Source organism: Syntrophaceae bacterium, from assembly GCA_013177825.1.
Lineage (GTDB): Bacteria > Desulfobacterota > Syntrophia > Syntrophales > PHBD01 > PHBD01.
In genome coordinates this window covers 246,977-270,262 of the sequence record JABLXX010000006.1, presented here as the reverse complement: position 1 = coordinate 270,262, position 23,286 = coordinate 246,977, and the positions used below count along the sequence as shown (strand labels likewise).

Here is a 23,286-nt window from a genome sequence, read left to right as displayed (position 1 = left end):
CGAAACGGTTCTGGCCGCGTTTTTTTCAAGAGGATCAAGAGGATAACGAGGAATGGAACAGTCTTTCCTGCAGAAGAGCCTTCCCATCAATATCGAAGACGAGATGAAGAAGTCCTACATGGACTACGCCATGAGCGTTATCATCGGGCGCGCCATTCCGGACGTCCGGGACGGGCTCAAGCCGGTCCACCGGCGGGCCCTGTTCGCCATGCACGAGATGGGGAACCGCTGGAACAAGGCCTACAAGAAATCGGCCCGCATCGTCGGGGACATCATCGGAAAGTACCATCCCCACGGAGATTCCGCCGCCTATGACACCGTCGTCAGGATGGCCCAGGATTTCTCCATGCGCTACCCCCTCGTCGACGGCCAGGGAAACTTCGGCTCCATCGACGGGGATCCCCCTGCGGCCATGCGCTATACCGAGGTCCGCATGTCCCGGATCGCCGAGGAACTCCTGGCGGACCTGGAAAAGGACACCGTCGATTTCACCCCCAATTACGATGAATCCCTGGAAGAGCCGACGGTCCTGCCCGCCAGGATACCGGAGCTCCTTCTGAACGGAAGCGCAGGCATCGCCGTGGGGGTGGCCACGAACATCCCTCCCCACAACCTGGGGGAACTGGTGAACGGCATCATCGCCCTGATGGACCGACCGGATATCACCGTGGAAGAACTGATGCGGATCATCCCGGGGCCCGACTTCCCGACGGCCGGTTTCATCAACGGACGGGACGGGATCCTCGACGCATATCGCACCGGCCGGGGGATCATCCGGCTCCGGGCCCGGGCCCTCATCGAGCGGAACGCCCGGACGGACCGCGAGAGCATCGTTGTGACGGAGCTGCCGTACCAGGTCAACAAGGCAAACCTCATCGAAAAGATCTCCGAGCTGGTAAAGGAGAAAAAGATAAGTGGAATAGCAGACTTAAGGGACGAATCCGACCGGGAGGGCATTCGTGTGGTCATGGACCTCCGGAAGGACGAAATCGCCGGGGTCGTCCTGAACCAGCTCTACAAGCACACGCAGATGGAGAGTTCCTTCGGCATCATCCTCCTGGCCATCGACGCGGGGCAGCCCCGCGTGTTCAACCTCAAGGAAATCCTTGAGCGCTTCGTCGATTTCCGCCGGGAAGTGGTGATCCGCCGGACCACCTTCGATCTGGCCCGGGCCAGGGAGCGGGCCCACATCCTGGAGGGGCTCCTGATCGCCCTCGCCCGGATCGACGAGGTCATCGCCGTCATCAAGGCCTCCGGCAGCCCCGCCGAGGCGTCCGACGCCCTGGTCGGCACCTTCGGTCTCTCGGAGGCACAGGCCAAGGCGATCCTGGAAATGCGGCTCCAGCGGCTCACCGGCCTGGAGCGGGACAAGATCCAGCAGGAATACGACCAGACGATGACCCTGATCGGCGAGCTCCAGGCCATTCTCGACGATCCGGCAAAGGTCCTGGAGGTCATCGAGAAGGAGCTGGTGGAGATTCGCGACCGTTTCGGCGACGAGCGGCGGACGGAGATCGTGGCCAGCGTGGACGATATCGACGTGGAGGACCTGATCGTCGAGGAAGACATGGTCGTCACCGTTTCCAAATCAGGCTATATCAAACGGAACGCCGCGACCCTCTACCGCAGCCAGCGTCGCGGCGGACGGGGCAAGGTAGGGATGGCCACGAAGGAAGAGGACTTCGTGGAGAACGTCTTCATCGCCAACACGCACCACTACATCCTGATTTTCTCGACCCAGGGCAGGGTCTACTGGCTCAAGGTCTACCAGATCCCCCAGGCGGGCCGGGCCGCCAAGGGCAAGGCCATCGTCAACCTGATCTCCATGTCCCAGGAAGAGAGGGTGGCGGCGATCCTGCCGGTGCGCTCCTTCGAGGAAAAGAAGTCCGTGGTCATGGTGTCCAAGAAGGGGGTCATCAAGAAAACGGAGCTGGAGGCATTTTCCAACCCCCGCTCGACAGGGATCATCGCCGTCTCGGTCGATGAGGGGGACGAGCTGATGGACGTGAAGCTCACCTGCGGCGGGCAGGACATCTTCCTGGCCACCCTGCGGGGGATGTCCATCCGTTTCCAGGAAGACGAGGTCCGCGACATGGGGAGAACCGCCCGGGGAGTGCGGGGAATCCACCTGGAGGAAGACGACGAAGTGGTAGGCGTCGACATCCCCGTCGAGGGCAGCACGATGCTCACCGTTTCCGAGAAAGGCTACGGGAAGCGGACGGACATCGCCGAATACCGGCTTCAGGGACGGGGAGGACGGGGGACCATCAATCTAAAGACGGTGCCCCGGATCGGGAACGTCTCGGGGATCCTGCAGGTGATGGGAACGGAGGACATCGTGCTCATCTCCAGCGCCGGCAACATCATCCGCGTGAAGGTGGAGGAGATCCCCGTCATCGGCCGTTCCACCCAGGGGGTGAAGCTGATCGACCTGGCCCCGGAGGAAAAGCTCGTCGGCATAGCCAGGGCGGACAAGGAAAGCGACGAGAAGGAAGAGGGAGACGGGAACAGCTTTGCCGGAAACGGCGAGAACGGCCATGACCTGCCCGGTGAGGGTGCATGAAGCGACAATCCCGGTCGTCCGTGCGTCCGAACCGGATGATTTGAGACGGCCGGGAATCGGCGGTGCAAAGCAGTGTCTTCCCAACCGCCGCCATGCTCCTTTCCGTGGCCGTCCTGACCGGACAAGATACCACTGTTTTTCAGCGGGTCGGCGTCCGAGACCGAATGGATGGTTTTTTCGTCGATGCGGTCCGACCGATCCTTCCCTGAGGCAGGATGAAAAACCGACTGTGGTGGAGGCTGATTCTCCTGGCGGTCCTGGTGGCCGCGGCGGCCTGGATTTTTATTCACTTCAACCTGGCCGCCTTTTTCGGAGACCGGCAGCGGACGATCCGCCTGCTGGAGTCCTACGGGCCTCTGTCGGTGGTCGTTTTTATCGTTCTGCAGGTCCTGCAGGTCATCCTGGCGCCGATCCCCGGGGAAGTGACGGGATTCATAGGAGGCTTCCTCTACGGCCCCGTCCTGGGCACAGTCTACTCGACCATCGGACTCACCATCGGTTCCTGGATGGCCTTCGGGCTGGCCCACTGGTTCGGGCTGCCCCTGGTGGAGCGGTTCGTCAAGCCCTCCCTGATTCAGCGGTACGACAAATTCATGGCACGCCAGGGGACGGCGGTAGCCTTCTTTCTGTTTCTGATCCCCGGATTCCCGAAAGATTCCCTCTGCTACATCCTGGGTCTCAGCCACATGAAGGCGGGACCCTTCCTGGTCATTTCCACGGTCGGCCGGCTCGTCGGCACCATCGGACTGTCCATCAGCGGCATGATCGCCCGGGATCCCTGCCGGGAAAACGTGCCGTGGATGATCGCCCTGGGGGTCGGATCGCTCCTGTTTCTCCTGGCCTATTTCTGGCGGCACGAGATCATCCGCTTCGTCCGGCGAGCGAAGCCGCCGGCCCCCCCGCGGGGGACGCCGTGAGCTTCTACCGGATCATCGACCATACGGCGGATCTGGGAATCGAGGTTTCCGGGAACACCCCGGAAGACGTCCTGGCCCGGGCTGCCGAGGCCCTTTTCGACCTGCTGGCGGAGCGGGACGGGATCCGCGAAGCCGAATCCCGGGTGATTCGCGTCGATGGGGAGGATCCGGCGGATCTCCTGGTCAACTTTCTCCGGGAGTGCCTCTATCTCTATTCGGGGGAGGGGTTCCTCATCCGGACTGCCCGGGTCCGGATAGGGGAGAAGACGACCCTGGAGGCCGAGCTGAGGGGCGAGCCGTACGATCCGGGACGCCACCGGATCCGGATGGAGATCAAGGCCGTAACCTGGCACTGCGCCTCCCTGGAGGAGATGCCGGGAGGACCGGCGGGATGGAAGGGAAGGGTGATCTTCGATGTCTGAGATCCCGCTGAAGCAAATCGACGCCTTCCGCTGGATGATCGAGCCGACCGGCGGCATGCGGGTTCCCGGGATCATCTATTCGAGCCGGGAGCTCTTGAAGACCGCCGATGAAGGGGTCCGCCAGGTGGCCAACGTGGCCCATCTCCCGGGGATCGTGAAGGCCTCCCTGGCCATGCCGGACATGCACTGGGGATACGGATTCCCCATCGGCGGCGTGGCGGCCTTCGACCTGGAGGATGGCGTCGTGTCCCCCGGGGGGGTCGGCTACGACATCAACTGCGGCTGCCGCCTGGTGGCCACGCGCCTGTCCTTCCCGGAGATCCGGGATTCCCTGAAGGACCTGGTGGCGGCGCTCTTCCGGAACATCCCCTCCGGCGTGGGTTCGACGGGCGTCCTGAAGCTTTCCGAGAAGGAAGAGCGGCGCGTCCTGGTGGAAGGAGCCCGCTGGGCCGTGGGGCAGGGATACGGAACCGAGTCGGACCTGGAAACGACGGAAGACGGAGGATGCCTGGCCGGGGCCGATCCGGACCGGGTGAGCCCCCGGGCGCTGGAGCGGGGGAGACCGCAGCTCGGGACCCTCGGCTCGGGGAACCATTTCCTGGAAATCGAGGTCGTGGAGGATATCTTCGACCCCGAGGCGGCCCGGTCCTTCGGCCTGGAGCGGGGGCAGGTCGCCGTCATGATCCACAGCGGATCCCGGGGCCTGGGTTACCAGGTCTGCGACGACTTCCTGTCCCGGCTGGTGAAGCACGTCCGGACCCTGGACCTGAACCTCCCGGACCGCCAGCTCGCCTGCGCCTACATCCGCTCAAGGGAAGGAAAGGACTACCTGGCCGCCATGGCCTGCGCCGCCAATTATGCCTGGGCGAACCGCCAGATGCTCATGCACTGGACCCGGGAGACCTTCGAGCGAACCCTGAAAAAAAGCCCCCGCGAGCTGGGAATGCGTCTCCTCTACGATGTCTGCCACAACATCGCCAAGATCGAGACCCTCCCGGTGGAGGGCCGGGAACGGACCCTGTGCGTGCACCGGAAAGGGGCCACCCGGGCCTATCCGCCGGGCCATCCGGACCTGCCGGACCGCTATCGGGCGGTGGGCCAGCCGGTCCTGATCCCGGGGGACATGGGAACCGGATCCTATGTCCTGTCCGGTACGAAAAGGGCCATGGCGGAGACCTTCGGAAGCTCCTGCCATGGCGCCGGTCGGGTCATGAGCCGCACCCAGGCGGTCCGGTCGAGCCGCGGCCGGGCCGTCGCCCGGGAGCTGGCCGAGCGGGGCATTCTGGTCATGGCCAGCGGAAAAGGGACCCTGCAGGAGGAGATTCCCGAGGCCTATAAAGACCTGGAGGCCGTCGTGGACGTGGTCCACCGGGCGGGGATCGCCCGCAAGGTGGCCCGCCTGCGCGCCGTCGGCTGCATCAAGGGATAGGGTCAGGAGGGACCCCGGGCCGGCTGATCCTTCCGGCTCGACCCGGGGCGAGGGGGGTCATCGCCTGTCGCTTCCCCGGCGGACGGGCCGTCCTGACCCGCCCGCCGGGCAATCACTTTTTCCTCTTTTCTTCGAATTCCTTCTTCATCAACTCTTCGAACTTCTGGACAAGGATGTACACTGCGTAGTCGAACATCAGGATCGTGCGGCTCTGGCTTTCCGCCGCGTGGTGGTGCTCCACCGCCGTGATGAAGACGGCCTGGGATGTGGAGAACAGCCACATGTGGCGCCGCATGAGCGTCATGGCGTAGACGGCCTCGGGGAGGGGGATTTTCTCCCGGTAGCGGGCCTCCGCATACTTGGAGAACAGATCCTGCGCCTCCTCGAAGGGATTGTCCGAATAGAAGAGCTTCCGGAAATTCGTGTAAAAGTACATCGCCTGCTTCTTGGCCTCGTCCTCCGGGATCTTGTGGTACGAAGGCGTCCGGGGATTCATTCTCACGTTATTATACCATTGCTGGGCGATCGTCTCGGCGTTGCGCTCGGTGATCTCGATCAGCTTTGTGGCATAGGATGTGGTCATGGCCTGCCCCTCCTTTTCTCGGGAAATTGTCGTATGCGGAAAAACGGATCTGCCGGGCCGCCTCCCGTAGCATCGTGCCGGATCATTTCTTCACCCGGGCCGCCTTCTTCAGGCTTTCTTCCGCTTCTTTCTGCTCCGTGATGTCCTCCAGCGTCTCCACAGCCCCGACGAGGTCCCCGTGGGAGTCACGGATCGCCGCGGCGGTGAAGCGGAGCCAGCGTCCCTTCTTTCCCAGGACGGGGAAGAAGTCCGTCGCCTCGTAGGACTCCTCGATCAGGTCCGATTTCCGATACTTCCCGGAGTACCATTTCGGGACCTTGGCCAACGCGCTGTCCACCAGGAGGTCCGCCATGCAGGGCCGCTCCTTGTCGTAGAAGGCCCGCCAGTGCTGGTTGGTTCCGATGACCTCCGAGGCGGGGATCTTGCTCAGCCTCGCCAGGGCCCGGTTCCAGTAGAGGACCTTGTGGTCTTTCCCGATGACGAAGGCGGGAATGGAAAAGCCCTGGATCACGCTGTGAAGCCGTTTTTCGCTGTCGATAAGCGACTGCTCGATCCGCTTGCGATCGGTGATGTCCTCCAGGGTCTCGATGGCCCCGAGAAGGACTCGCTGGGAGCTGCGGATGGGGACGGCGATGAAGCGGAGCCAGCGGCCGCCGATGCCCAGATCGGGGAAGAAGCCTTCCGCCTCGTAGGTCTCGTCGAGGAGTTGCGATTTCGACACCCCCCGGTACCATTCCTGGATGATTTCCGGCGTTTCGTTGACCAGGAGGTCAGCCATGCAGGGCCTTTCCTTGGCGTAGAAGGCCCGCCAGTGGCCGTTCGTGCCGATCATTTCCGCCGCGGGAAGCTTGCTCAGCTTTTCCAGGGCCCGGTTCCAGTAGAGGATTTTGTGGTCCAGGCCGATCACGAAGGTGGGCATGGGAGATCCCTCGATGACGTGGAAGAGCCGCTGTTCGATTTCCCGCTGGTTCAGTTCGGCAACCTTCTGCTCCGTGATGTCCTCCAGCGTCTCCAGGGCCCCCACGAGCTTGCCGCCCTCATCCCGGACGGCCGCCGCGGTGAAGCGGAGCCAGCGGCCGTCCTCCCCCAGGTCGGGGAAGAAGTCCGTCGCCTCGTAGGCCTCCTCCAGGAGGTCCGATTTCCGGTACTTGCCGGCGTACCACTTGGGGATCCGCTCGTTGATGCCGTTGAGGATCAGGTCGGCCATGCAGGGCCGCTCTTCGGCGTAGAAGGCTCGCCAGTGCTGGTTGGTGCCCACGATTTCCGAGGCGGGGATGTTGCTCAGCTTTTCCAGGGCGCGGTTCCAGCAGAGGACCTTGTGGTCCTTCCCGATGACGAAGGCGGGAATGGAGAACCCCTGGATGACGCTATGCATAAGGCTCGACACCGCCGGAACGGTGACGGCCTTGCCCTGGCGTTTCGCGCTTTCTTTCCCGCCGGATGTCCGCTTGGTCACGGATTTCCCTTTCATGAAGCCCTCCTTTCTTGAAACGACCATCAACTGCGACAAGGACCGCGTTGAGAACCCGATTCGATCCCGTCCGGGCAATCGCCGGTCGGCGGATCACGCCGCGCGCCGCGTGGCCGGCGGGCACCGTTCGGGCCAGGAAATGCCCCGGGTCGGCGAAGGCCGGCGGCCGGCCCGGGGGTGGTGCCGGGGATGGCGCAACCCCGGCGGGATTACGGAAACTTGGCCCGGAAGGACGCCTTGACGATCTCCGTGGCCTGGTCTACGGAAAGGCCTGCCGTGTTGAGGACCAGGTCGTAATGGGACGGGTCGGCGATATCCTCCCGGAAATATTTCTTGATGAAGGCGGCCCGGTCCGCATCGGCCTTGATCACGTAGCTCTCCGCATCGTCCCGGCTGCATTTCCGGTCTTTCATGATCTTGGCAATGCGTTGCTCCAGGGGGGCGATGAAGCGGACCCGGAAGAGCCTCTCCGGCGGCAGAATGAACTGGGCGCCCCGGCCGACGATGAGGGCGTTGCCGTGCTCCCCGATCGTGCCGATGACCTTCGTCAGGTGCTTCAGGTAGACGTCGGGCCAGAGGTGGCGGGCCGTGAAGAGCGATGTGAGCCAGGTGTCCAGCGTGGTCACGCGCTTCTCGTCCAGGGTGGCCACGACCTTTTCGCTCATGCCGGTGCTTTCGGCCACCCGGGAGATGATCTGGCCTCCCATCAGGTCCATCTTGAGGTCGGCTGCCAGTTTCCGGGCGATCTCGCTCCCTCCCGCGCCGGGCTCCCGCGAGACGGTAATGCACGGGCGGGGGCCCGCCAGCCCTTCCTTGCGCCACTTGTCCAGGACGGCCTCCACGACCTGCTTGTCCGCTTCCAGGTCTCGGATAGTATAATCTCTCGTGAAATCGGGGCAGTGGATGTTGAGCGACCCGTTATAGGTTACGCTGAAACGCTTCTGGCAATGTTCCCGCCAGGCACAGATCACGCACAACCGTCTTTCCGTCGTCATGATGTGGTCCCTCCTTTCCGGGACGCCACCGGTCCGTCCCCGACCTTGACTTCCTTCATTGCTTCAAATCCGCTCACGATATCGAGCAATTCCTCCGTGATGGTCATCTGGCGCTGGCGGTGGAACTGGACGTGGAGTTCCTCGAGACGCTCCTCGATGTTCTTTTCCGCGTTCTGCATCGCCGCGAGCCGGCTTGCGTTTTCACTGGCCAGCGAGTTGGCGAAGGCCTGGTAGAGGGAGACGAACAGGTATTCCCGGATCATGGCCCGGAAGAGGGGCTCCCAGTCCATGGTGAACAGCGGGAGGGTGCGGGATTCCCATTTCCGCTTCCGGATGTTCGTCAGCCACTCCTTGTCGACCGGAAGGAGCTTCAACGTCCGCGGCTGGTAGTTGGCCCCGGAGACATATTCGTTGTAGTAGAGAACCATGTTTTCCACCTGGTTCCGAAACCGCCAGGTCTCCAGGAAGAGCGTGATGTCCTGGACCATCGGCGTGATCCCCGCCGTCGAGCCCGGCGTCGCCAGGGTCTCGAAGACCCGCTGTCCTCCGTCCTCCAGCAGGTCCGTGGTCTTTATCCCGATGGCGATGACGATCCGATTCTCCCTCGGGATGCCCGTCCGGTCCATCTCTTCCAGGGCATGCTGGACAATGATGTTATTGAGCTGGCCGCAGAGCCCCTGGTCGGTACCGAAGACGATCGCCCCGAGGCGGGGGACCTTGGAGTGGGACGACGACAGGGCGTCGCGGCGGTCCTTCAGGAGAATCTGCAGGCCCATCTCGACGGTCCGGTTGTAGTCCATCAGGGACTCGACGGCCCGCTGGTACTGGCGGATGCTAACGGCCGCCAGGGCCTTCATGGTCTTCACAACCCCCAGGAGATCCTGGGCGCTCTGGATCCTGCGCTTCAGGGCTTCAGCGGTCAGCACGTTCGGGCTCCTTCCGGAAACAGACGGCCGTTTCCCGGGCCACGCAGACGATCGCTTCCCGGTCCTTGTCGCTGAATTTCTCTCCCTCGCTGATACGGGAGCAAAAACCGGCCTGATTCTCCGCCACGTCCTTCCGGAGCTTGTCTTCGGCCGTCCGGATGTCCTCCACGGCGACGGAGTCGAACTGCCCCGACGTGACGGCCAGGATCGCCGCGACCTGCTCGGCCACCGGGATCGGCTTGTACTGGGGCTGCTTCAGGATTTCCCGGAGCCGCCAGCCCCGGTCGAGTACCTTCCGGGTCGCTTCGTCGAGGCGCGTTCCGAAGCGGGAAAAGGTCTCCAGCTCTTCAAACTGGGAATAGGAGATCCGGACGTCTCCGGCGACGGCCCGGTATGCCGGAAGCTGGGCCTTGCCCCCCACGCGGGACACCGACTTGCCTACGTCTATGGCGGGGAGAATCCCCTTCTGGAAGAGGCGGGGCGACAGGTAGAGCTGCCCGTCGGTGATGGAGATCAGGTTCGTCGGGATGTAGCCCGAGATGTCCTGGGCCTCCGTCTCCACGATGGGGAGTGATGTCAGGGACCCTCCGCCATACTCCTTCCGCAGGTGGGTCGACCGCTCCAGGAGGCGCGAGTGGATGTAGAAGATGTCTCCCGGGAAGGCCTCCCGGCCCGGGGGCCGCCGGAGCAGCAGGGACAGTTCCCGGTAGGCCCGGGCGTGGCTGGTCAGGTCGTCGTAGATGATCAGGACGTCCCGCCCCTGGGCGATGAAGTACTCCGCCATGGAGGTGGCGGCGTAGGGGGCGATGAACTGGAGGCCCGGCGGGTCTTCCGCGCTGGCGACGACGACGGTGGTGTAGGCCATGGCGTTGTGCTGCTTCAGGTCGGCGATGACCTTGGCCGTGTCGGAGGTCTTCTTGCCGATTGTGCAGTAGATGCAGAGAACGTCCTTGTCGGCCTGGTTGATGATCGCGTCGAGGGCAATGGCCGTTTTGCCCGTCTGGCGGTCGCCGACGATGAGCTCCCGCTGTCCCCGGCCGATCGGGAAGAGGGCGTCGATCACCTTGATGCCCGTCTGGAGCGGCACCGTCACCGGATCCCGGGCCATGACGCGGGGCGCCTCGCGCTCTACGGGGAGCCGCTTCACCGTCCGGACCTCTCCCCCGTTGTCCAGGGGCCGCCCCTGGGCGTCCACGACCCGGCCGATGAGGGATTCGCCCACGGGGACATCCAGGACCCGGCCGGTTCGTCTCACTTCGGCCCCCGTCGAAAGGTGTTCGCTGGGCCCGAGAAGAATGACGCCGATCTCGTCGGGGTCGATGTTGAACACCAGTCCCTGCAGATTCCCGGGAAACAGGACCAGTTCGTCGGCCCGGATGTTGGGCAGGCCGCTGACCTGGACGATTCCGTACCCGACGTACGTGACCGTCCCGATCTCGAGGTCCTTCAGTTCCGCCTCCTGGTTGGCGAGGACGGCGTCCATGGTCCGGAAGGTCCCGTCCAGAAAGGCCTTCATCTGTTCTTTTTCCGGTGTCGTATCCGTCATGATGTTTTCTCCTTGGACCGGTTTGGAGCCCTGTTACCGTTCCGGCGTGTCCTCGTAGAGCGCCGTGTAAAAGCTCTCCTCCAGGGTGTCGATGTAGTCCTTGATGCTCCAGGCGATCTTGTGGCCGTCCGACCGGAGCTCGCAGCCGGAAAGGATGTCGTCGGACTCCTCGTAGACCAGCTCGATGTCGGGGGCGATGTGCCGCCGGAGCGCGGCGGACAGTTTTTCCCTTCTTTCCGGGGAGAGGTCGAAGGCGCTCGTGACGGTGACGACGCCTCCGTTCTCCAGGGGTTCCCGGAACTTCAGCCGCTCCCGATCGTCCATGGAGGCGATCCGTTCCGCCAGGATCTCCACGATCCGCTCCTCCAGGTCCAGCTCCGCCAGGTCGTAGAGTACACGACGGGTGATGGCGTAGGTCTGCTTCCCCGCCAGGTGCCGCAGCTCCCGGAGGAAGTTCTCCCGCTCCGACTTCACCGCGTCGGTCCATCGGTTCTTCAGGAAGTCCGTCTCCTCCCGGGCCTTCTCCTCGAGCCGCTCCCGGAACTTCTCCGCGTCCTGGCGGGCCTTCTCGGTCATCGCCTCGTAGCCCTCGTCCAGTTCCCGGAGCTTCCGCTCGTGGGTCAGGGCCGCGGTCTCGGCCTCCCGGCGGGACTGCTCGGCCTCCTCGAAGAGGGCCGCGATCTTTGCCTCCCGGGCATCGATGGCCCCGATGATCCGCCCGTAGAGAAATTTCTTCAGCAGGAACATCAGGATCATCAGGTTGACGATCTGGGAGAAAAAGACGAACCAGTCGATGTGCATGGAATCATCCTCCCGCCTTCTTGATGACGTAGGCCCAGAAAGGATTCGCGAAGACCAGGATCATGGAGATGACGAAGCAGTAGATGGCGATGGATTCGATCATGGCGAGACCGACGAAGAGCGTTCTCGTCAGGGAATTCCGCTCATCCGGCTGCTGCGCGATCGATCCCAGGGCGCCCTGTACCGCCCGCCCCTGTCCGAGGGCGGGGCCGATGGCGCCGATCCCCATGCAGATGCCTGCGGTAATGATCGAGGCCATTGCTATGATTGTCACGCTGTCCATACCGATACCTCCTCTGGTTTTGATGGTTACGATGGCGTTTTGGGAGGATGCTCCCCTTCCTCGTGCGTCTGGGTGGCGGACGCAATGTAGACCATGGCAAGAACCGCAAAGATGTAGGCCTGGATGAGCCCGATGAGAAGGCCCAGGGCCTGCATGACGATGGGAAAGAACAGGGGGGTCACGGCCAGCAGGATGGCGATGACCTTCTCGTGGCTCATCAGGTTTCCGAAGAGTCGGACCGCCAGTGCCAGGGTGCGGGACAACTCGCCCATGACGTGAAAGGGGAAGAAGATGGGGTTCGGGCGGATATACTCCTTCAGGTATTCGATGATTCCCTGCTTGCTGATCCCGTAGATCGGCACGGCGAAGAAAACCAGGATCGCCAGGGCCGAGGTCGTCGTGAGGGACGAGGTCGGGGCGACGTAGCCCGGGATGAACGTGAGCAGGTTGGAGAGCAGGATGAAGAGAAAGATGGTGCCGATGAAGGGGAAGTACGTGTCCACCCCGTCCTTCACCATCTCCCGGATCTCTCCGCGGATTCCCGTGACGATCACCTCCATCAGGTTCTGCCACCGGGACATGGTCCGTTCCGTGGACAGGTTCCGGGTGATGAGGACCGACCCGACGACCAGGACGCCCATGATGAGCCACGTGTACAGGAGGGTGGCGTTGATGGTGACGAACTTCCAGGCGAAGAAGATGACCTGATCGGGACTGATCTGGTTGATGGCTACGATTTCCATGCCGGGACTCCTTTCGGCGGAGGGGGGATCTTCGGGCCGAGGCCGCGGACCATGACGGTACGGAGCGTGAGGAAGCCGATTACGGCCGCCACCGGGCGCTCCCAGGAACCGTCCATGAGCAGGTAGAATCCGCCCAGCGTGGACGCCAGCCTGGCGGCGTAGCTGACGACGAGGAGCCGCCAGGGATGCCGGGCACCGGGGAGGCGCTTCACCGTCTGCCAGAGGCCGGTGAAGTAGAAGAATCCGAGCAGGCACCCCGCCAGGAACGGAACGATCAGCGTCGACAGCGAATTCATGGACTGCACCTCCCGCGTTTCGTCGTCTGCCTGGAAACCGTGCGTTATCGGTAATGTACGCCGGTCAGTCCTTGATGATGTTCTCCCGGGCCTTCTTCACCCAGTACCAGGCGTTGAGGCTTCCCAGGGACACTCCCAGGATCAGGAGCATCAGGGTCCAGGAAAACCGGCTCGGCCAGGACTTGTCGATCCAGAGCCCGATGGCCACCCCGATGAGGGTGGGAATGGCCACGGACCAGCCGACGACGCCGATCATCCCGAGGCCGAACCAGACCGTTTCGTCCTTGTGGGTCTTGCCCTTGATGCGCCGCTTCTCCTTGGTCCCCACCTGCCTGGTGAAGTCCTCCTCCTGCTTGCGGCGCCTTTCTCTCGGGGTCAGCTTGTCTTCACTCATGTCTCAGCTCCATGAACCTGCGCAGCAGGTCTATCTCCAGCCGGGCGGCGGCGGCGCGGGCCTTCTTCTCCCGCTCGTCGATCTCCTCGAACTGGCGGATGACCACATCCTTCAGGTGACCCAACTCCGGGCTCTGGAAGGCGCTTCGGGTCGAGACCAGGATCTCGCCCCCCTTTTTGACCAGGGTGCCAACGTCGACGGCCAGGTAGTGCTCCCCGCCGTCGGCGGCGGTATAGGAAAACACGCTGGGGACGAGAGCGGCCGTGAAGTCGACGTGCTGGGGCATCAGGCAGAAGAATCCGTTTTCGGCCTCGGCCACCACTTTGGTCACCTCCGCGGTGAGAAAGACTTCCGACGGGAGCAGGACCTTCAGTTTCATGACGCTTCTTCCTTCTGTTTCAGGGCCTCGTCGATGGCGCCGATCATATAGAGGACATTTTCCGGGGTGTCGGCGAACTCGTCGTTGAGGATTCGCTCGCAGCCGTCCAGGGCGTCCTGGAGGGAGACGGTCTTGCCCGCCTTGCCGATGAACTGCTCCGTCACATGGAAAGGCTGGGTGAAGAACCGCTCCAGCCGGCGGGCCCGGTAGACGGTGCGCTGGTCTTCCCGGGACAGTTCGTTGATCCCCAGCATGGCGATGATGTCCTTCAACTCCTCGTAAATGGTGAGGTTTTTTCTGATTTCCTGGGCGATCCGGTAGTGCCGCTCGCCGGCGATGTTGGGCATGAGCATTTTCGATCCGGACTGGAGGAGATCGATGGCCGGGTAGAACCCCTCGCTGGCCCGCTTCCGGGACAGCACGATGGAGGCCGTCAGGTGGCTGAACGTGTGGGTGGCCGACGGGTCGGTGAAGTCGTCGGCGGGGACGTAGACGGCCTGGATCGAGGTGATGGCCCCGGTGGTGGTGTTGCAGATTCTCTCTTCCAGCGCCGCCAGGTCCGATGCCAGGGTGGGCTGGTATCCGAGGCGGGAGGGGAGAAGCCCCATGAGGCCCGAGACCTCCTGGCCCGCCTGGATGAAGCGGAAGATGTTGTCGATGAGGAGGAAGACGTCCTGTCGCTCCTCGTCCCGAAAGTATTCGGCCATGGTGAGTCCCGTATGGCCCACCCGGTAGCGGGCCCCCGGCGGCTCGTTCATCTGGCCGAAAACCATGACGGTGTTGGGGAGGACGCCGGCCTCCTTCATCTCCCGGTAGAGTTCCTCGCCCTCGCGGCAGCGCTCGCCGATACCGCAAAAGATGCTGATGCCGTGGTGATGGCCCACCATGTTGTGGATCATCTCCGTCAGGAGGACGGTTTTGCCCACGCCGGCGCCGCCGAACAGCCCCGCCTTGCCGCCCCGCTCCAGAGGACAGAGGACGTCGACGGCCTTGATCCCCGTTTCGAAAATCTCCGAAACGGTGGACTGCTGGGTGATCGGAACGGGAACTCCGTGAATGGAGCGGACCTCGCCGCCACCCTGGAATTCGAGGTTGTCGATGGGTTCGCCGAAAACATTGAAAACGCGCCCCAGAAGTTCCTTGCCGACGGGGATCATGAAGGGGCTGCCCATGTCGGTGATGGTGGAACCCCGGGCCAGACCCTGGGTCGGCATCAGGGAGATACCCCGCACGATTTCCGCGTTAAGCTGGACCATGACCTCGATCCGGGTCCGGCCGTCATCCCCGGTCGTGAGGACGTTGCCAATGGACGGAAGATGGCCCGCCGAAAAGCGGGCGTCCACGACGCTTCCCCGGATGGACAGAATGACCCCTTCGTTTGCTTCCCGTTTCATCGATTTGTTCCCTCCGCGCTTCGGGATTGGTCGTCCGGTTCCGCCATCGCGGACACCGATGCTACATGGCATTGAGCCGATAGATTTCTTCCGCCGAGGTGATTCCTTCGCTCAGGAAGGCCACCACCGTTCCGATCACCAGGAACATGGCCGCCCGGACCACGTCGTCGGAGAGGGGCGTTCCCCCGAGAAAGACGAGGTGGCTCAGGATCAGGAAGATCCCCAGGATCGCCGCCACGACGATCCCCGTGCGCTTCCACCAGATCCCGCTCAGGACGACGGGGATGTAGAACAGGTGGGTGAAGATCACGTTGGATCCCATCACCGCGTGGTAGTAATACGTCAGGAGGAACGAGCCGATCAGGAGGATCGTCATGATGGCCGTCCGGTACGGGGAAAGACGTGTTCCGAGAGGGCTCTCCAGGCGGATCATGTTGAGGAGCGCCAGCCGGTCGTTGAGTTCGCCGCGGATCAGCCCCTGGTAACTCTGGCTCAGGAAGGTGATGGCGTAGTCGAACATCAGGATGGTCCGGACCAGGCTGTCGACGGCCTGCTTCTGCTCCACGGCGGTGATGAAGATGACCTGGAACTCGGCGTAAAGCCAGATGTGGCGGCGCATCAGGATCAGGGCGTAGATGGCCTCGTGAAGGGGGATCTTCGTAGTGTACTGTTCTTCCGCATATTGGAAGAAGAATTCCCGGGAGGTTTCCGCCGGCTTGTCGGCATAGAACATCTTCCGGAAATTGTCGTAGAAGCGGACGGCCAGGGGAACGAGCTTTTCCTCCGGCATGTTGTGATAGGATGCGGTCCGGGGATTCCTGCGCACGTCCTTCGCCCAGGCGCGGGCGATGGGATCGGCGTGCTTCTCGATCAGTGCGATCAGCTTCAGCGATCCGGTCATGGCCTGCCCTCCTTGTATCCCTCGGCATCGCGAGGACGAGGGGGGTGCCCCGGGTACCGGCGGTCGGCCGGCCCCGAGGCGGGGGGATTACGTGTTGGGGGCCTCGAACCACTCGAGCTTCATCAGCTCCCGGTATCGCTTGGAAATGAAGTAGACGGCGTAATCGAACATCAGAATGGTCCGCGTGATGCTTTCCACGGCCAGATTCTGTTCCACGGCGGTGAGGAAAAGCACCTGGAACTCGGCGTAGAGCCAGATCTGCCGCCTCATCAGGATCAGCGCGTAGAGGGCCTCGTGAAGGGGTACGCCCTGCCGGTAGCTCTCCTCGGCATAGCGGGTGAAGTACCCCTTGGATGCCTCCACCGGCTTCGGCTCCATGAACAGGTTGCGGAAATTCGTGTAGAAAACCTCCGCCTGCGGAACCAGCCTCTTTTCCGGTACGTTATGATAGTAAGGGGTGAACGGGTTCTTCCGCACGTTTTTGGCCCACTGCCGGGCAATCGGTTCCGCGTGCGTCTCCACCAGGTCGATCAGCTTCATCCCCATGTACATGTCCGCCACCTCCTCTCTCAGATTTTGTCCTTTGCCCTTTACAGTGCAACGGACATGCCAGGGACAGCCCATCGACCGCGGGTGCATAGCAAACTGAATTTACTGTGGAATATGTTTTGGCTGCTGGGCCGGACGAAAAGGGCATTCCGGTCTCCGCTGCTGCTCCCGGAGATCAGACAGTTGTCGAACAGGCACCAAAGGAAGCTAACAAGTTGAAATAAAAGAAACAAAAAGGGGCGACGAAAAGGTCGCCCCTTTGGTGACGGAAAGGTCGCCGAAATCAGGGGGCGGAGCTGTCGTCCAGGTAGGCCTGCCACCCCGTGTCCCGTCGCATCTGGGCGAGCTTTCTCTGGAGCTGGCGGACGGTGATCCCGAGGATCCGGGCGGTCTGTTTCCGGTCTCCGCCGGTATTCATGAGGACGTAGGCCACGTGGGCCTCGTCGTTTTCCTTGAGGGTGCACAGGCGCCGGGCGAAGGGTGCCGGCCGGAGTGCCGCCGCTCCCAGATGCCGGGGCAGGATCCAGGGCGTATCGGCCAGCAGCACGGCGTTCTCCACCGCCTGGGCCAGCTCCCGGACGTTTCCCGGATATTGCCCCTGCATGAGAATTTCCATGGCCTCAGGGCTGAACCCCGAGATTTCCTTGGCGTATCGTCGACCGGCCTCTTTCAGGAAATGGTTCGCCAGGAGGGCGATGTCCCCTTCCCGTTCCCGGAGGGGCGGAAGGTGGATGTGGGCCGACTTGAGTCGATAGAAAAGATCGAGGCGGAAGCGACCTTCCTGGCAGGCCCGGTCCAGGTCCATGTTGGTCGCCGAAATGACCCGGACGTCCACCTGGACGGCCCGGCTGCTTCCCAGGGGGGTGAAGGTCTTGTCTTCGAGGACGCGCAGGAGTTTTGCCTGGAGACCCGGGGGCAGCTCGCCGATCTCGTCGAGAAAGAGGGTTCCCCCGTCGGCCTGCTCGAAGAAGCCGCGGTAGCTCGACTCGGCCCCGGTGAAGGCCCCGCGGGCATGGCCGAAGAACTGGGTCTCGAACATGGTCGTGGGGATGGCGCTGACGTTGACGGCGACGAATGGGCCCTCGGGCGACGGACCCGCCCGGTGGATGCCCTGGGCCACCAATTCCTTCCCGGTTCCCGATTCCCCGGTGATCAGGACCGGGTTGCCGCTCCGGGCCATGACCTGGGCGTAGGCAAGGAGCGACCTCATGCGCGGGCACTTCGTGACGATCGCCGTGAAGGCCTCCGGCGTGTCGGAGACGCGGCCCGCCGCTACGGGGGCCAGGCTGTTCAGCAGCCCCCTTCGCTCGAAGGCGCGCTGGATCGTGAGGATCAGAAGCTCGTTGTCCACGGGCTTCACCAGGTAGTCGTAGGCCCCCGTCCGGATGGCCCTGACCGTTGTCGACAGGTCGTCCACGGCGGTCAGGATGATGAACTCCGTTTGCGGCAGGTAGGGCTTTACCGTTTCCAGAACCGTCAGCCCGTCCACCTCCGGCATCAGGAGGTCCAACAGGACGATGTCGAAGTCCTCCATCCGGAGCCGGCGGATGGCTTCGGCGCCGCTGCGGCAGGTCTCGACATCTTTGTAACCGCGCCAGTTCAAAAGCCTTTTGATCGAGGAGAGAGAGATCTCCTCGTCGTCCACGGCCAGGATTCTCACAGTCTCAACCTCCCCTTTTCTTCCAGGATTTTCTGCAGCCGCCTCGCCGCGGAGGGCTTGGCAAGAATCTCTCCGGTGGCTCCCTCGGCGGACAGCTGCCGGACCTCCTCCTCGGAGGCGCAGAGCAGCACCTCCACCAGGGGAAACCGGTTCCGGACGGCCTTGACCAGATCGCGCCCGTCCAGATCCGGGAGGTTCCGTTCCGTGACCACCGTGTCCACTTCCGGGTGCTCATCCAGGTATTTCAGGACGGTGGGTGCGCCGATCCCGGAACCGGCCTCCCAGGTTTCCACCTCCACCAGGGCGGCCTTCAGGGTGCCGAGAAATTCAAGGTCCGTTCCCAGGCACAGGATGGACGGCAGGACCTTCGGCAGGGTCTTGCCCTCGACGGGCAGAAAGACGGAAAAACGGCTCCCCGCACCGGGCCGGGAGAGAACGCCGATGAGGCCGTTGTGCTCCCGTACGAGGCCGTAGGAAATGGACAGGCCCAGCCCGGTTCCGCCCGAATCCCGCCGGGTGGTGAAGAAGGGATCGAAGAGGTGCCCCAGGTTTTCCCGGGGGATGCCCCGGCCGTTGTCTTCCACCTCGAGGAGGACCGCGTCCAGACGGGGAACGGAACGGGCCGAGACGGTGATGCGGCCCTTCCGGCCGCCGCCCGGCATGGCCTGGTGGGCGTTGATGAGCAGGTTCGTCAGGACCTGCTCCAGCTTCTGGATGTTTCCCAGGATCGGGGGCAGGTCGGGCTCGATGCGCTGCTCGATCGTGGAGACGGTCCGGCGGATCTGGCCGCCGACGATCAGGAGGGCTCCCTGGACGGCCTCTGAAACCTGCAGGGGCTTCATCCGGGTGGAGCGCTCGTCGGAGCGGGAAAACTCCTTCAGGTTCGTGATGACCCGGCTGATCCGGTTGGAGGCGACGCGGAAGGCCTCGATGATCTCCCGCATGTGCCGGATGATCTCTTCGGGCTTGACGTCCCGGTTCTTCCAGCGCGGGTCGATCTCTCCGAGGCGGTGGATACTGGGCTCGACGGCGCTCCAGATCTCCTCCAGGAGGGGAATGTTGTAGGAGATGAAACTGACCGGGTTGTTGATCTCATGGGCCACCCCGGCCACCACCTCGCCCAGGGCGGTGAGCTTGTGGGTCTGGATCATCTGCTGGAGCCTGAGTTCCGCTTCCTGCCGCATCCGCTTCTCTTCCGTCACGTCCTGCCAGACGCCGGCGATCTGGGGAGGCGGTCCCCCGGAGTGGCGGAGCAGGCGCCAGTAGTCGGAGAACCATCGGTAGCTTCCGTCGGCGATGCGGAAGCGGTACTCCGATCGGCCCTGATGCCGACGCGCCTTCGGCACCTGCGGAAGCCGTGCCCGGTCGTCCGGATGAACGCGGCTTTCCCGGAATCCCGGGTCCTCCAGGAAGCGCTCGGGGTCGAAACCCGTCATTTCCCTTGCCGTGGCGCTCACGTACGTGAGGGCGAAGGGTGGCTCCGCCTGGCGGCTGTATGAGACGATCGGCAGGGACTCGAGGATCAGGGAGAGATGCTCCGTGGTCTCCTTGAGGGCGAGGTTGGCCTTGGCCAGCTCTGCGGTCCGATCCCGGACCCTCGATTCCAGTTCCTCGTGGGCGGCACGAAGAGCTTCCTCGGCCTGGCGCCGCTCCGTGATGTCCTCCAGGGTCTCCACGACCCCTACGAGACTGCCCCCGGCGTCGCGGAGTACGGCGGCGGTGAACCGCAGCCAGCGCCCCTCTTCTCCCAGTTCGGGAAAGAAGTCCGTGGCTTCGTAGGCCTCGTCGATGAGCTTGGAGGGAATGTATTTCCCGGTGTACCAGGTGGGAATGGCCTTCAGGGCACCGTCCACCAGGAGGTCCGCCAGGCAGGGCCGTTCCCGGGCGTAGAAGGCCCGCCAGTGCTGGTTTGTGCCCACGACCTCGTCGGCGCGGATCCGGCTGAGCTCCTCCAGGGCCCGGTTCCAGTAGAGGATCCGGTGGTCCCGCCCGATGACAAAGGCCGGAATCGGGGAGCCGCCGATGATGCTGGCCAGGAGGGCCTCGCCGGCGTGGCGGACCTGTTCCGCTTTTTCCAGGTCCGCAATCCTTCGCCGGAGGCCGGCCAACTCGTCCGCCGGATTCTGCTGTGCCGTGTTCTTCGCCACGAGGGATTCCTGCCGCCTTTCCGGGGCTTTCCCGCCGAATGGTTGCCGCCATTCTGACGTTTTTCCCCCGGGCCGTCAACCGGTTTGGGACGGCACGCTTTCCCGGAGAGACGAAAATGCCCCGGATTCCTTCCCGGAATCCGGGGCGCGTGTCACACCCGGGTTGAACGGCCGGAACTTCAGCCGGCGAGCTTCCGCCACGCCGCATAAGCGGATTTGACGCTCTCCACAACGCCATCGATGCCGAGGCGGCTCGTGTCGAGGATCATGTCATAGTGGGCGGGGTCGCCGATGTCGGCATGGAAATATTTCCGCACGAAGGCATTCCGGTCCGACTCGGTGCGAACGACGTATTCCTCCGCCTCGCTCCCGGAGACCTTTTTGTCTTTCATGACCCGGGCGATGCGGGCCTCCAGGGGACCGATCAGGCGGATCCGGAAGGTCTCCTCCGGCGGGAGCATGAAATTGGCGCCCCGGCCTAGGATGACCGCGTTTCCGTGCCGCCCGACGGTGCCGACGACTTTCGTCAGATGGCGGAGATAGCTGTCCGGCCAGAGGTGGCGGACTTCGAAAAGGGATGTCAGCCAGTCGTCGCGGCGGGTGACCTGTTTTTCGTCCAGGGAAGCCACGACCTTTTCGCTCATCTCGGCGCTGTCCGCCACCTTCTGGATGATCTGGCCGCTGACCAGGTCCATGCCGAGCGCTGATGCCAGCTTGCGGGCGATGGCTGTGCCCCCGCATCCGGGTTCCCGGGAGACGGTGATGACGGGAGCGGGTCTTTCCTTCGTTTTCCTGGTCTGAACCGGCAGGCCGTTCCATTTGTCAAGTTGCTCTTTCACCAGTTGTTCGAGGGAGCGGGGCTTGGCTTTCATGGGACCTCCTTTCGCGGGCATGTTCTGCGGGCCGTGCAGGGGCGATGTCCCTGTACGGCGTGGCCGTTTCATCCCTGTCGGCCGGCAAGGACGACAAATCCCTGCCGTGGCGGGTTCACATGGAGTAAAGCTTTTCTCCCGAGAGGACGGAGAATCCCTTCTTCTGAAGGACTTCGATGGCCCGGTCGGGGTTGTCGTACCGGAAGATGATGACGGCGTTTTCGCCGCTTTTCTCCACGAAGGCGTAGAGGTACTCGATATTGATGGCCTCGCCTCCAAGGGCTTCCAGGATGGAATGCAGCCCTCCCGGCCGGTCCGGCACCTCCACGGCCACCACCGTGGTGCGGCTGACCCGGAATCCCTTGGCCTTGAGGATCGTGCTGGTGGCCGTGACGTCGTTGACGATGAGCCGGAGAATGCCGAAATCCGATGTGTCGGCCAGGGACAGGGTGCGAATGTTGATGTTGGCTTCCTTGAGCGCCTTCATCACCTCTTCGAGCACCCCCGGCTTGTTTTCCAGAAATACGGAGATCTGTTCCACCTTCATGAAGACACCTCCCGTCAGATTTTCCGTTTGTCGATGACCCGGCTGGCCTTGCCCTCGAAGCGCTGGAGGGACTTCGGTTCCACCAGTTTGACCTTGGCGGAGATGCCGAGATAATCCTTCAGGTCCTTCACGATCCGCCGCTCGGTCCGTTGGAGAACCTTTACTTCATCGGCGTTGGCGAACGCCTCTTCCCTGACCTCGACCTGAACTTCCAGTGTGTCCAGGGTGCCTTCCCGATCCACCAGGAGCTGGTAATGCGGCTCCAGCCCGTCGATGCCGACGAGGACGGCCTCGATCTGGGAGGGGAAGACGTTGACGCCGCGGATGATGAGCATGTCGTCGCTCCGTCCCATGACCCGGTCCATCCGCACGTGGCTGCGGCCGCAGCGGCAGGGGTCCTGGACGAGGCGCGTAACGTCCCGGGTCCGGTACCGGACGAGGGGGAAGGCCTCCTTCGTGAGGGTGGTGAAGACCAGTTCGCCCTCTTCCCCGGGCGGCAGGACCTCACCCGTTAAGGGGTTGATGATCTCGGCGAGGAAATGGTCCTCGAAGATGTGCATTCCCTGGCGGCCCTCGGTGCACTCCATGGAGACGCCGGGGCCCATGACCTCCGACAACCCGTAGATGTTCATGGCCTGGATGTCCAGGGCGTCCTCGATCTGGTTGCGCATCTCGTCGCTCCAGGGCTCCGCCCCGAAGACGCCGACCCTGAGCCTCAGGGACCGCATGTCGATGCCCATGGCCTTTCCCTGTTCCGCCAGGTTCAGCGCGTAGGAAGGGGTGCAGCAGATGGCGGTGGGGCCGAAGTCCTGGAGGATCATGATCTGCCGCTTCGTGTTGCCCCCCGAGATGGGGATGACGCTGGCTCCCAGCCGCTCCGCTCCGTAGTGGGCGCCGAGGCCGCCCGTGAAGAGGCCGTAACCGTATGCGTTGTGGATGATGTCGTTTTTCGTGAGCCCGGCGGCGACGAAGCAGCGGGCCATCAGCTCCGACCAGTGCTCGATGTCCCGCTTCGTGTAGCCCACCACGGTGGCCCGGCCGGTCGTTCCGGAAGAGGCGTGGAGACGGACGACGCTGCTCATGGGGACAGCGAAGAGGCCGAAGGGATAATTATCTCGCAGATCCTGTTTGGTCGTGAATGGAAGTCGCTGGAGGTCCGAGAGGCTCTTCACGTCCTCGGGCTTCACCCCGGCCTCGTCGAAGGCCTTCCGGTAAAACCCGACTGTATGATAGACCCGCTGGACGACCTGCCGGAGCCGCTTGAGCTGCAGCGCTTCCAGAGCCTCCCTCGGCAGCGTTTCGAACTCTTCATTGTAGATCATGCATCATGCCTCCCTGGGGTGGTTTCCGTGCCGGGCCTTGCGGACTTCGTCAGAAGACGGGCGCTTCCGGCATATGGGATATTAAAATAGCAGAAGACGCCGGCTGGGGCAACCCGCAAGTGCCCGCCATTTCCCCGGGATTCGGA

Annotated in this window: 23 protein-coding genes and 2 pseudogenes; 4 read left to right on the top strand and 21 right to left on the bottom strand. The window is 63.4% G+C overall.

Features of this window, described 5'->3' with window-relative positions; translation table 11 throughout:
- Positions 1 to 52: 52 nt before the first annotated feature.
- The 4 genes from gyrA (at position 53) to HPY65_14210 (ending at position 5,331) form a co-directional block, all read left to right on the top strand.
- A complete protein-coding gene (gene gyrA / locus HPY65_14225; protein NPU85628.1) occupies positions 53 to 2,563 on the top strand; it encodes a DNA gyrase subunit A in 2,511 nt (836 codons plus the stop codon).
- Between the two features lie 215 nt (positions 2,564 to 2,778).
- Entirely contained in the window at positions 2,779 to 3,480 is a 702-nt protein-coding gene (locus tag HPY65_14220) for a TVP38/TMEM64 family protein (protein NPU85627.1), read from the top strand.
- A complete protein-coding gene (locus HPY65_14215; protein NPU85626.1) occupies positions 3,477 to 3,902 on the top strand; it encodes an archease in 426 nt (141 codons plus the stop codon). Before HPY65_14220 ends, HPY65_14215 begins: the two co-directional genes overlap by 4 nt.
- Positions 3,895 to 5,331, top strand: a complete 1,437-nt coding sequence (locus HPY65_14210) for an RtcB family protein (GenBank protein NPU85625.1) — start codon at positions 3,895 to 3,897, stop codon at positions 5,329 to 5,331. Before HPY65_14215 ends, HPY65_14210 begins: the two co-directional genes overlap by 8 nt.
- Before the next feature lie 112 nt (positions 5,332 to 5,443).
- Here the strand turns inward: HPY65_14210 and HPY65_14205 are convergent, their stop codons facing one another.
- The 21 genes and pseudogenes from HPY65_14205 to HPY65_14105 all read right to left on the bottom strand — a co-directional run bounded on the left by HPY65_14205 (position 5,444) and on the right by HPY65_14105 (position 23,140).
- Positions 5,444 to 5,914 (bottom strand): hypothetical protein, encoded by a 471-nt coding sequence (locus HPY65_14205; protein NPU85624.1) that lies wholly within the window; start codon positions 5,912 to 5,914, stop codon positions 5,444 to 5,446.
- An 82-nt stretch (positions 5,915 to 5,996) separates the two neighbouring features.
- Complete coding sequence (locus HPY65_14200) at positions 5,997 to 6,467, bottom strand: PAS domain-containing protein (protein ID NPU85623.1); 471 nt, start codon at positions 6,465 to 6,467, stop codon at positions 5,997 to 5,999.
- A pseudogene (locus HPY65_14195) lies at positions 6,468 to 6,833 on the bottom strand (PAS domain-containing protein). It lies immediately after the preceding gene.
- Between the two features lie 54 nt (positions 6,834 to 6,887).
- A pseudogene (locus tag HPY65_14190) lies at positions 6,888 to 7,289 on the bottom strand (PAS domain-containing protein).
- Positions 7,290 to 7,594: 305 nt separating this feature from the next.
- Positions 7,595 to 8,380, bottom strand: a complete 786-nt coding sequence (locus tag HPY65_14185; GenBank protein NPU85622.1) for a cytidylate kinase-like family protein — start codon at positions 8,378 to 8,380, stop codon at positions 7,595 to 7,597.
- A complete protein-coding gene (locus HPY65_14180) occupies positions 8,377 to 9,306 on the bottom strand; it encodes a F0F1 ATP synthase subunit gamma (GenBank protein NPU85621.1) in 930 nt (309 codons plus the stop codon). The genes HPY65_14185 and HPY65_14180 overlap by 4 nt, the downstream gene beginning before the upstream one ends.
- Positions 9,293 to 10,852, bottom strand: coding sequence for an alternate F1F0 ATPase, F1 subunit alpha (locus tag HPY65_14175; GenBank protein NPU85620.1), 1,560 nt, complete (start codon positions 10,850 to 10,852; stop codon positions 9,293 to 9,295). Before HPY65_14175 ends, HPY65_14180 begins: the two co-directional genes overlap by 14 nt.
- Positions 10,853 to 10,885: 33 nt before the next feature.
- Positions 10,886 to 11,653, bottom strand: a complete 768-nt coding sequence (locus tag HPY65_14170) for a hypothetical protein (protein ID NPU85619.1) — start codon at positions 11,651 to 11,653, stop codon at positions 10,886 to 10,888.
- 4 nt (positions 11,654 to 11,657) lie between these two features.
- Positions 11,658 to 11,936, bottom strand: coding sequence for a F0F1 ATP synthase subunit C (locus HPY65_14165; GenBank protein ID NPU85618.1), 279 nt, complete (start codon positions 11,934 to 11,936; stop codon positions 11,658 to 11,660).
- A 26-nt stretch (positions 11,937 to 11,962) separates the two neighbouring features.
- Positions 11,963 to 12,679 (bottom strand): F0F1 ATP synthase subunit A, encoded by a 717-nt coding sequence (locus HPY65_14160; GenBank protein NPU85617.1) that lies wholly within the window; start codon positions 12,677 to 12,679, stop codon positions 11,963 to 11,965.
- The gene (locus HPY65_14155; GenBank protein NPU85616.1) at positions 12,667 to 12,975 is read right to left on the bottom strand and encodes an ATP synthase subunit I; all 309 of its coding nucleotides are present in this window, start codon (positions 12,973 to 12,975) and stop codon (positions 12,667 to 12,669) included. The genes HPY65_14160 and HPY65_14155 overlap by 13 nt, the downstream gene beginning before the upstream one ends.
- A gap of 64 nt (positions 12,976 to 13,039) precedes the next feature.
- Positions 13,040 to 13,369, bottom strand: coding sequence for a hypothetical protein (locus HPY65_14150; GenBank protein ID NPU85615.1), 330 nt, complete (start codon positions 13,367 to 13,369; stop codon positions 13,040 to 13,042).
- Positions 13,362 to 13,748 carry a F0F1 ATP synthase subunit epsilon gene (locus HPY65_14145; protein ID NPU85614.1) on the bottom strand — a complete coding sequence of 129 codons (387 nt, stop codon included), beginning with the start codon at positions 13,746 to 13,748 and terminating at the stop codon, positions 13,362 to 13,364. The genes HPY65_14150 and HPY65_14145 overlap by 8 nt, the downstream gene beginning before the upstream one ends.
- Positions 13,745 to 15,142: a F0F1 ATP synthase subunit beta gene (locus HPY65_14140; GenBank protein ID NPU85613.1), complete on the bottom strand. Its 1,398-nt coding sequence runs from the start codon at positions 15,140 to 15,142 to the stop codon at positions 13,745 to 13,747. The genes HPY65_14145 and HPY65_14140 overlap by 4 nt, the downstream gene beginning before the upstream one ends.
- Before the next feature lie 61 nt (positions 15,143 to 15,203).
- On the bottom strand, positions 15,204 to 16,043 hold the full coding sequence (locus HPY65_14135; GenBank protein ID NPU85612.1) for a hypothetical protein: 840 nt from the start codon (positions 16,041 to 16,043) through the stop codon (positions 15,204 to 15,206).
- A gap of 87 nt (positions 16,044 to 16,130) precedes the next feature.
- Positions 16,131 to 16,595 carry a hypothetical protein gene (locus tag HPY65_14130; protein ID NPU85611.1) on the bottom strand — a complete coding sequence of 155 codons (465 nt, stop codon included), beginning with the start codon at positions 16,593 to 16,595 and terminating at the stop codon, positions 16,131 to 16,133.
- A 280-nt stretch (positions 16,596 to 16,875) separates the two neighbouring features.
- The gene (locus HPY65_14125; protein ID NPU85610.1) at positions 16,876 to 18,252 is read right to left on the bottom strand and encodes a sigma-54-dependent Fis family transcriptional regulator; all 1,377 of its coding nucleotides are present in this window, start codon (positions 18,250 to 18,252) and stop codon (positions 16,876 to 16,878) included.
- A complete protein-coding gene (locus HPY65_14120; GenBank protein ID NPU85609.1) occupies positions 18,249 to 20,399 on the bottom strand; it encodes a PAS domain S-box protein in 2,151 nt (716 codons plus the stop codon). Before HPY65_14120 ends, HPY65_14125 begins: the two co-directional genes overlap by 4 nt.
- A gap of 179 nt (positions 20,400 to 20,578) precedes the next feature.
- The gene (locus tag HPY65_14115) at positions 20,579 to 21,271 is read right to left on the bottom strand and encodes a cytidylate kinase-like family protein (GenBank protein NPU85608.1); all 693 of its coding nucleotides are present in this window, start codon (positions 21,269 to 21,271) and stop codon (positions 20,579 to 20,581) included.
- A 115-nt stretch (positions 21,272 to 21,386) separates the two neighbouring features.
- Entirely contained in the window at positions 21,387 to 21,818 is a 432-nt protein-coding gene (locus tag HPY65_14110) for an ACT domain-containing protein (GenBank protein NPU85607.1), read from the bottom strand.
- Positions 21,819 to 21,832: 14 nt separating this feature from the next.
- On the bottom strand, positions 21,833 to 23,140 hold the full coding sequence (locus HPY65_14105) for a phenylacetate--CoA ligase (protein ID NPU85606.1): 1,308 nt from the start codon (positions 23,138 to 23,140) through the stop codon (positions 21,833 to 21,835).
- Positions 23,141 to 23,286 lie beyond the last annotated feature (146 nt).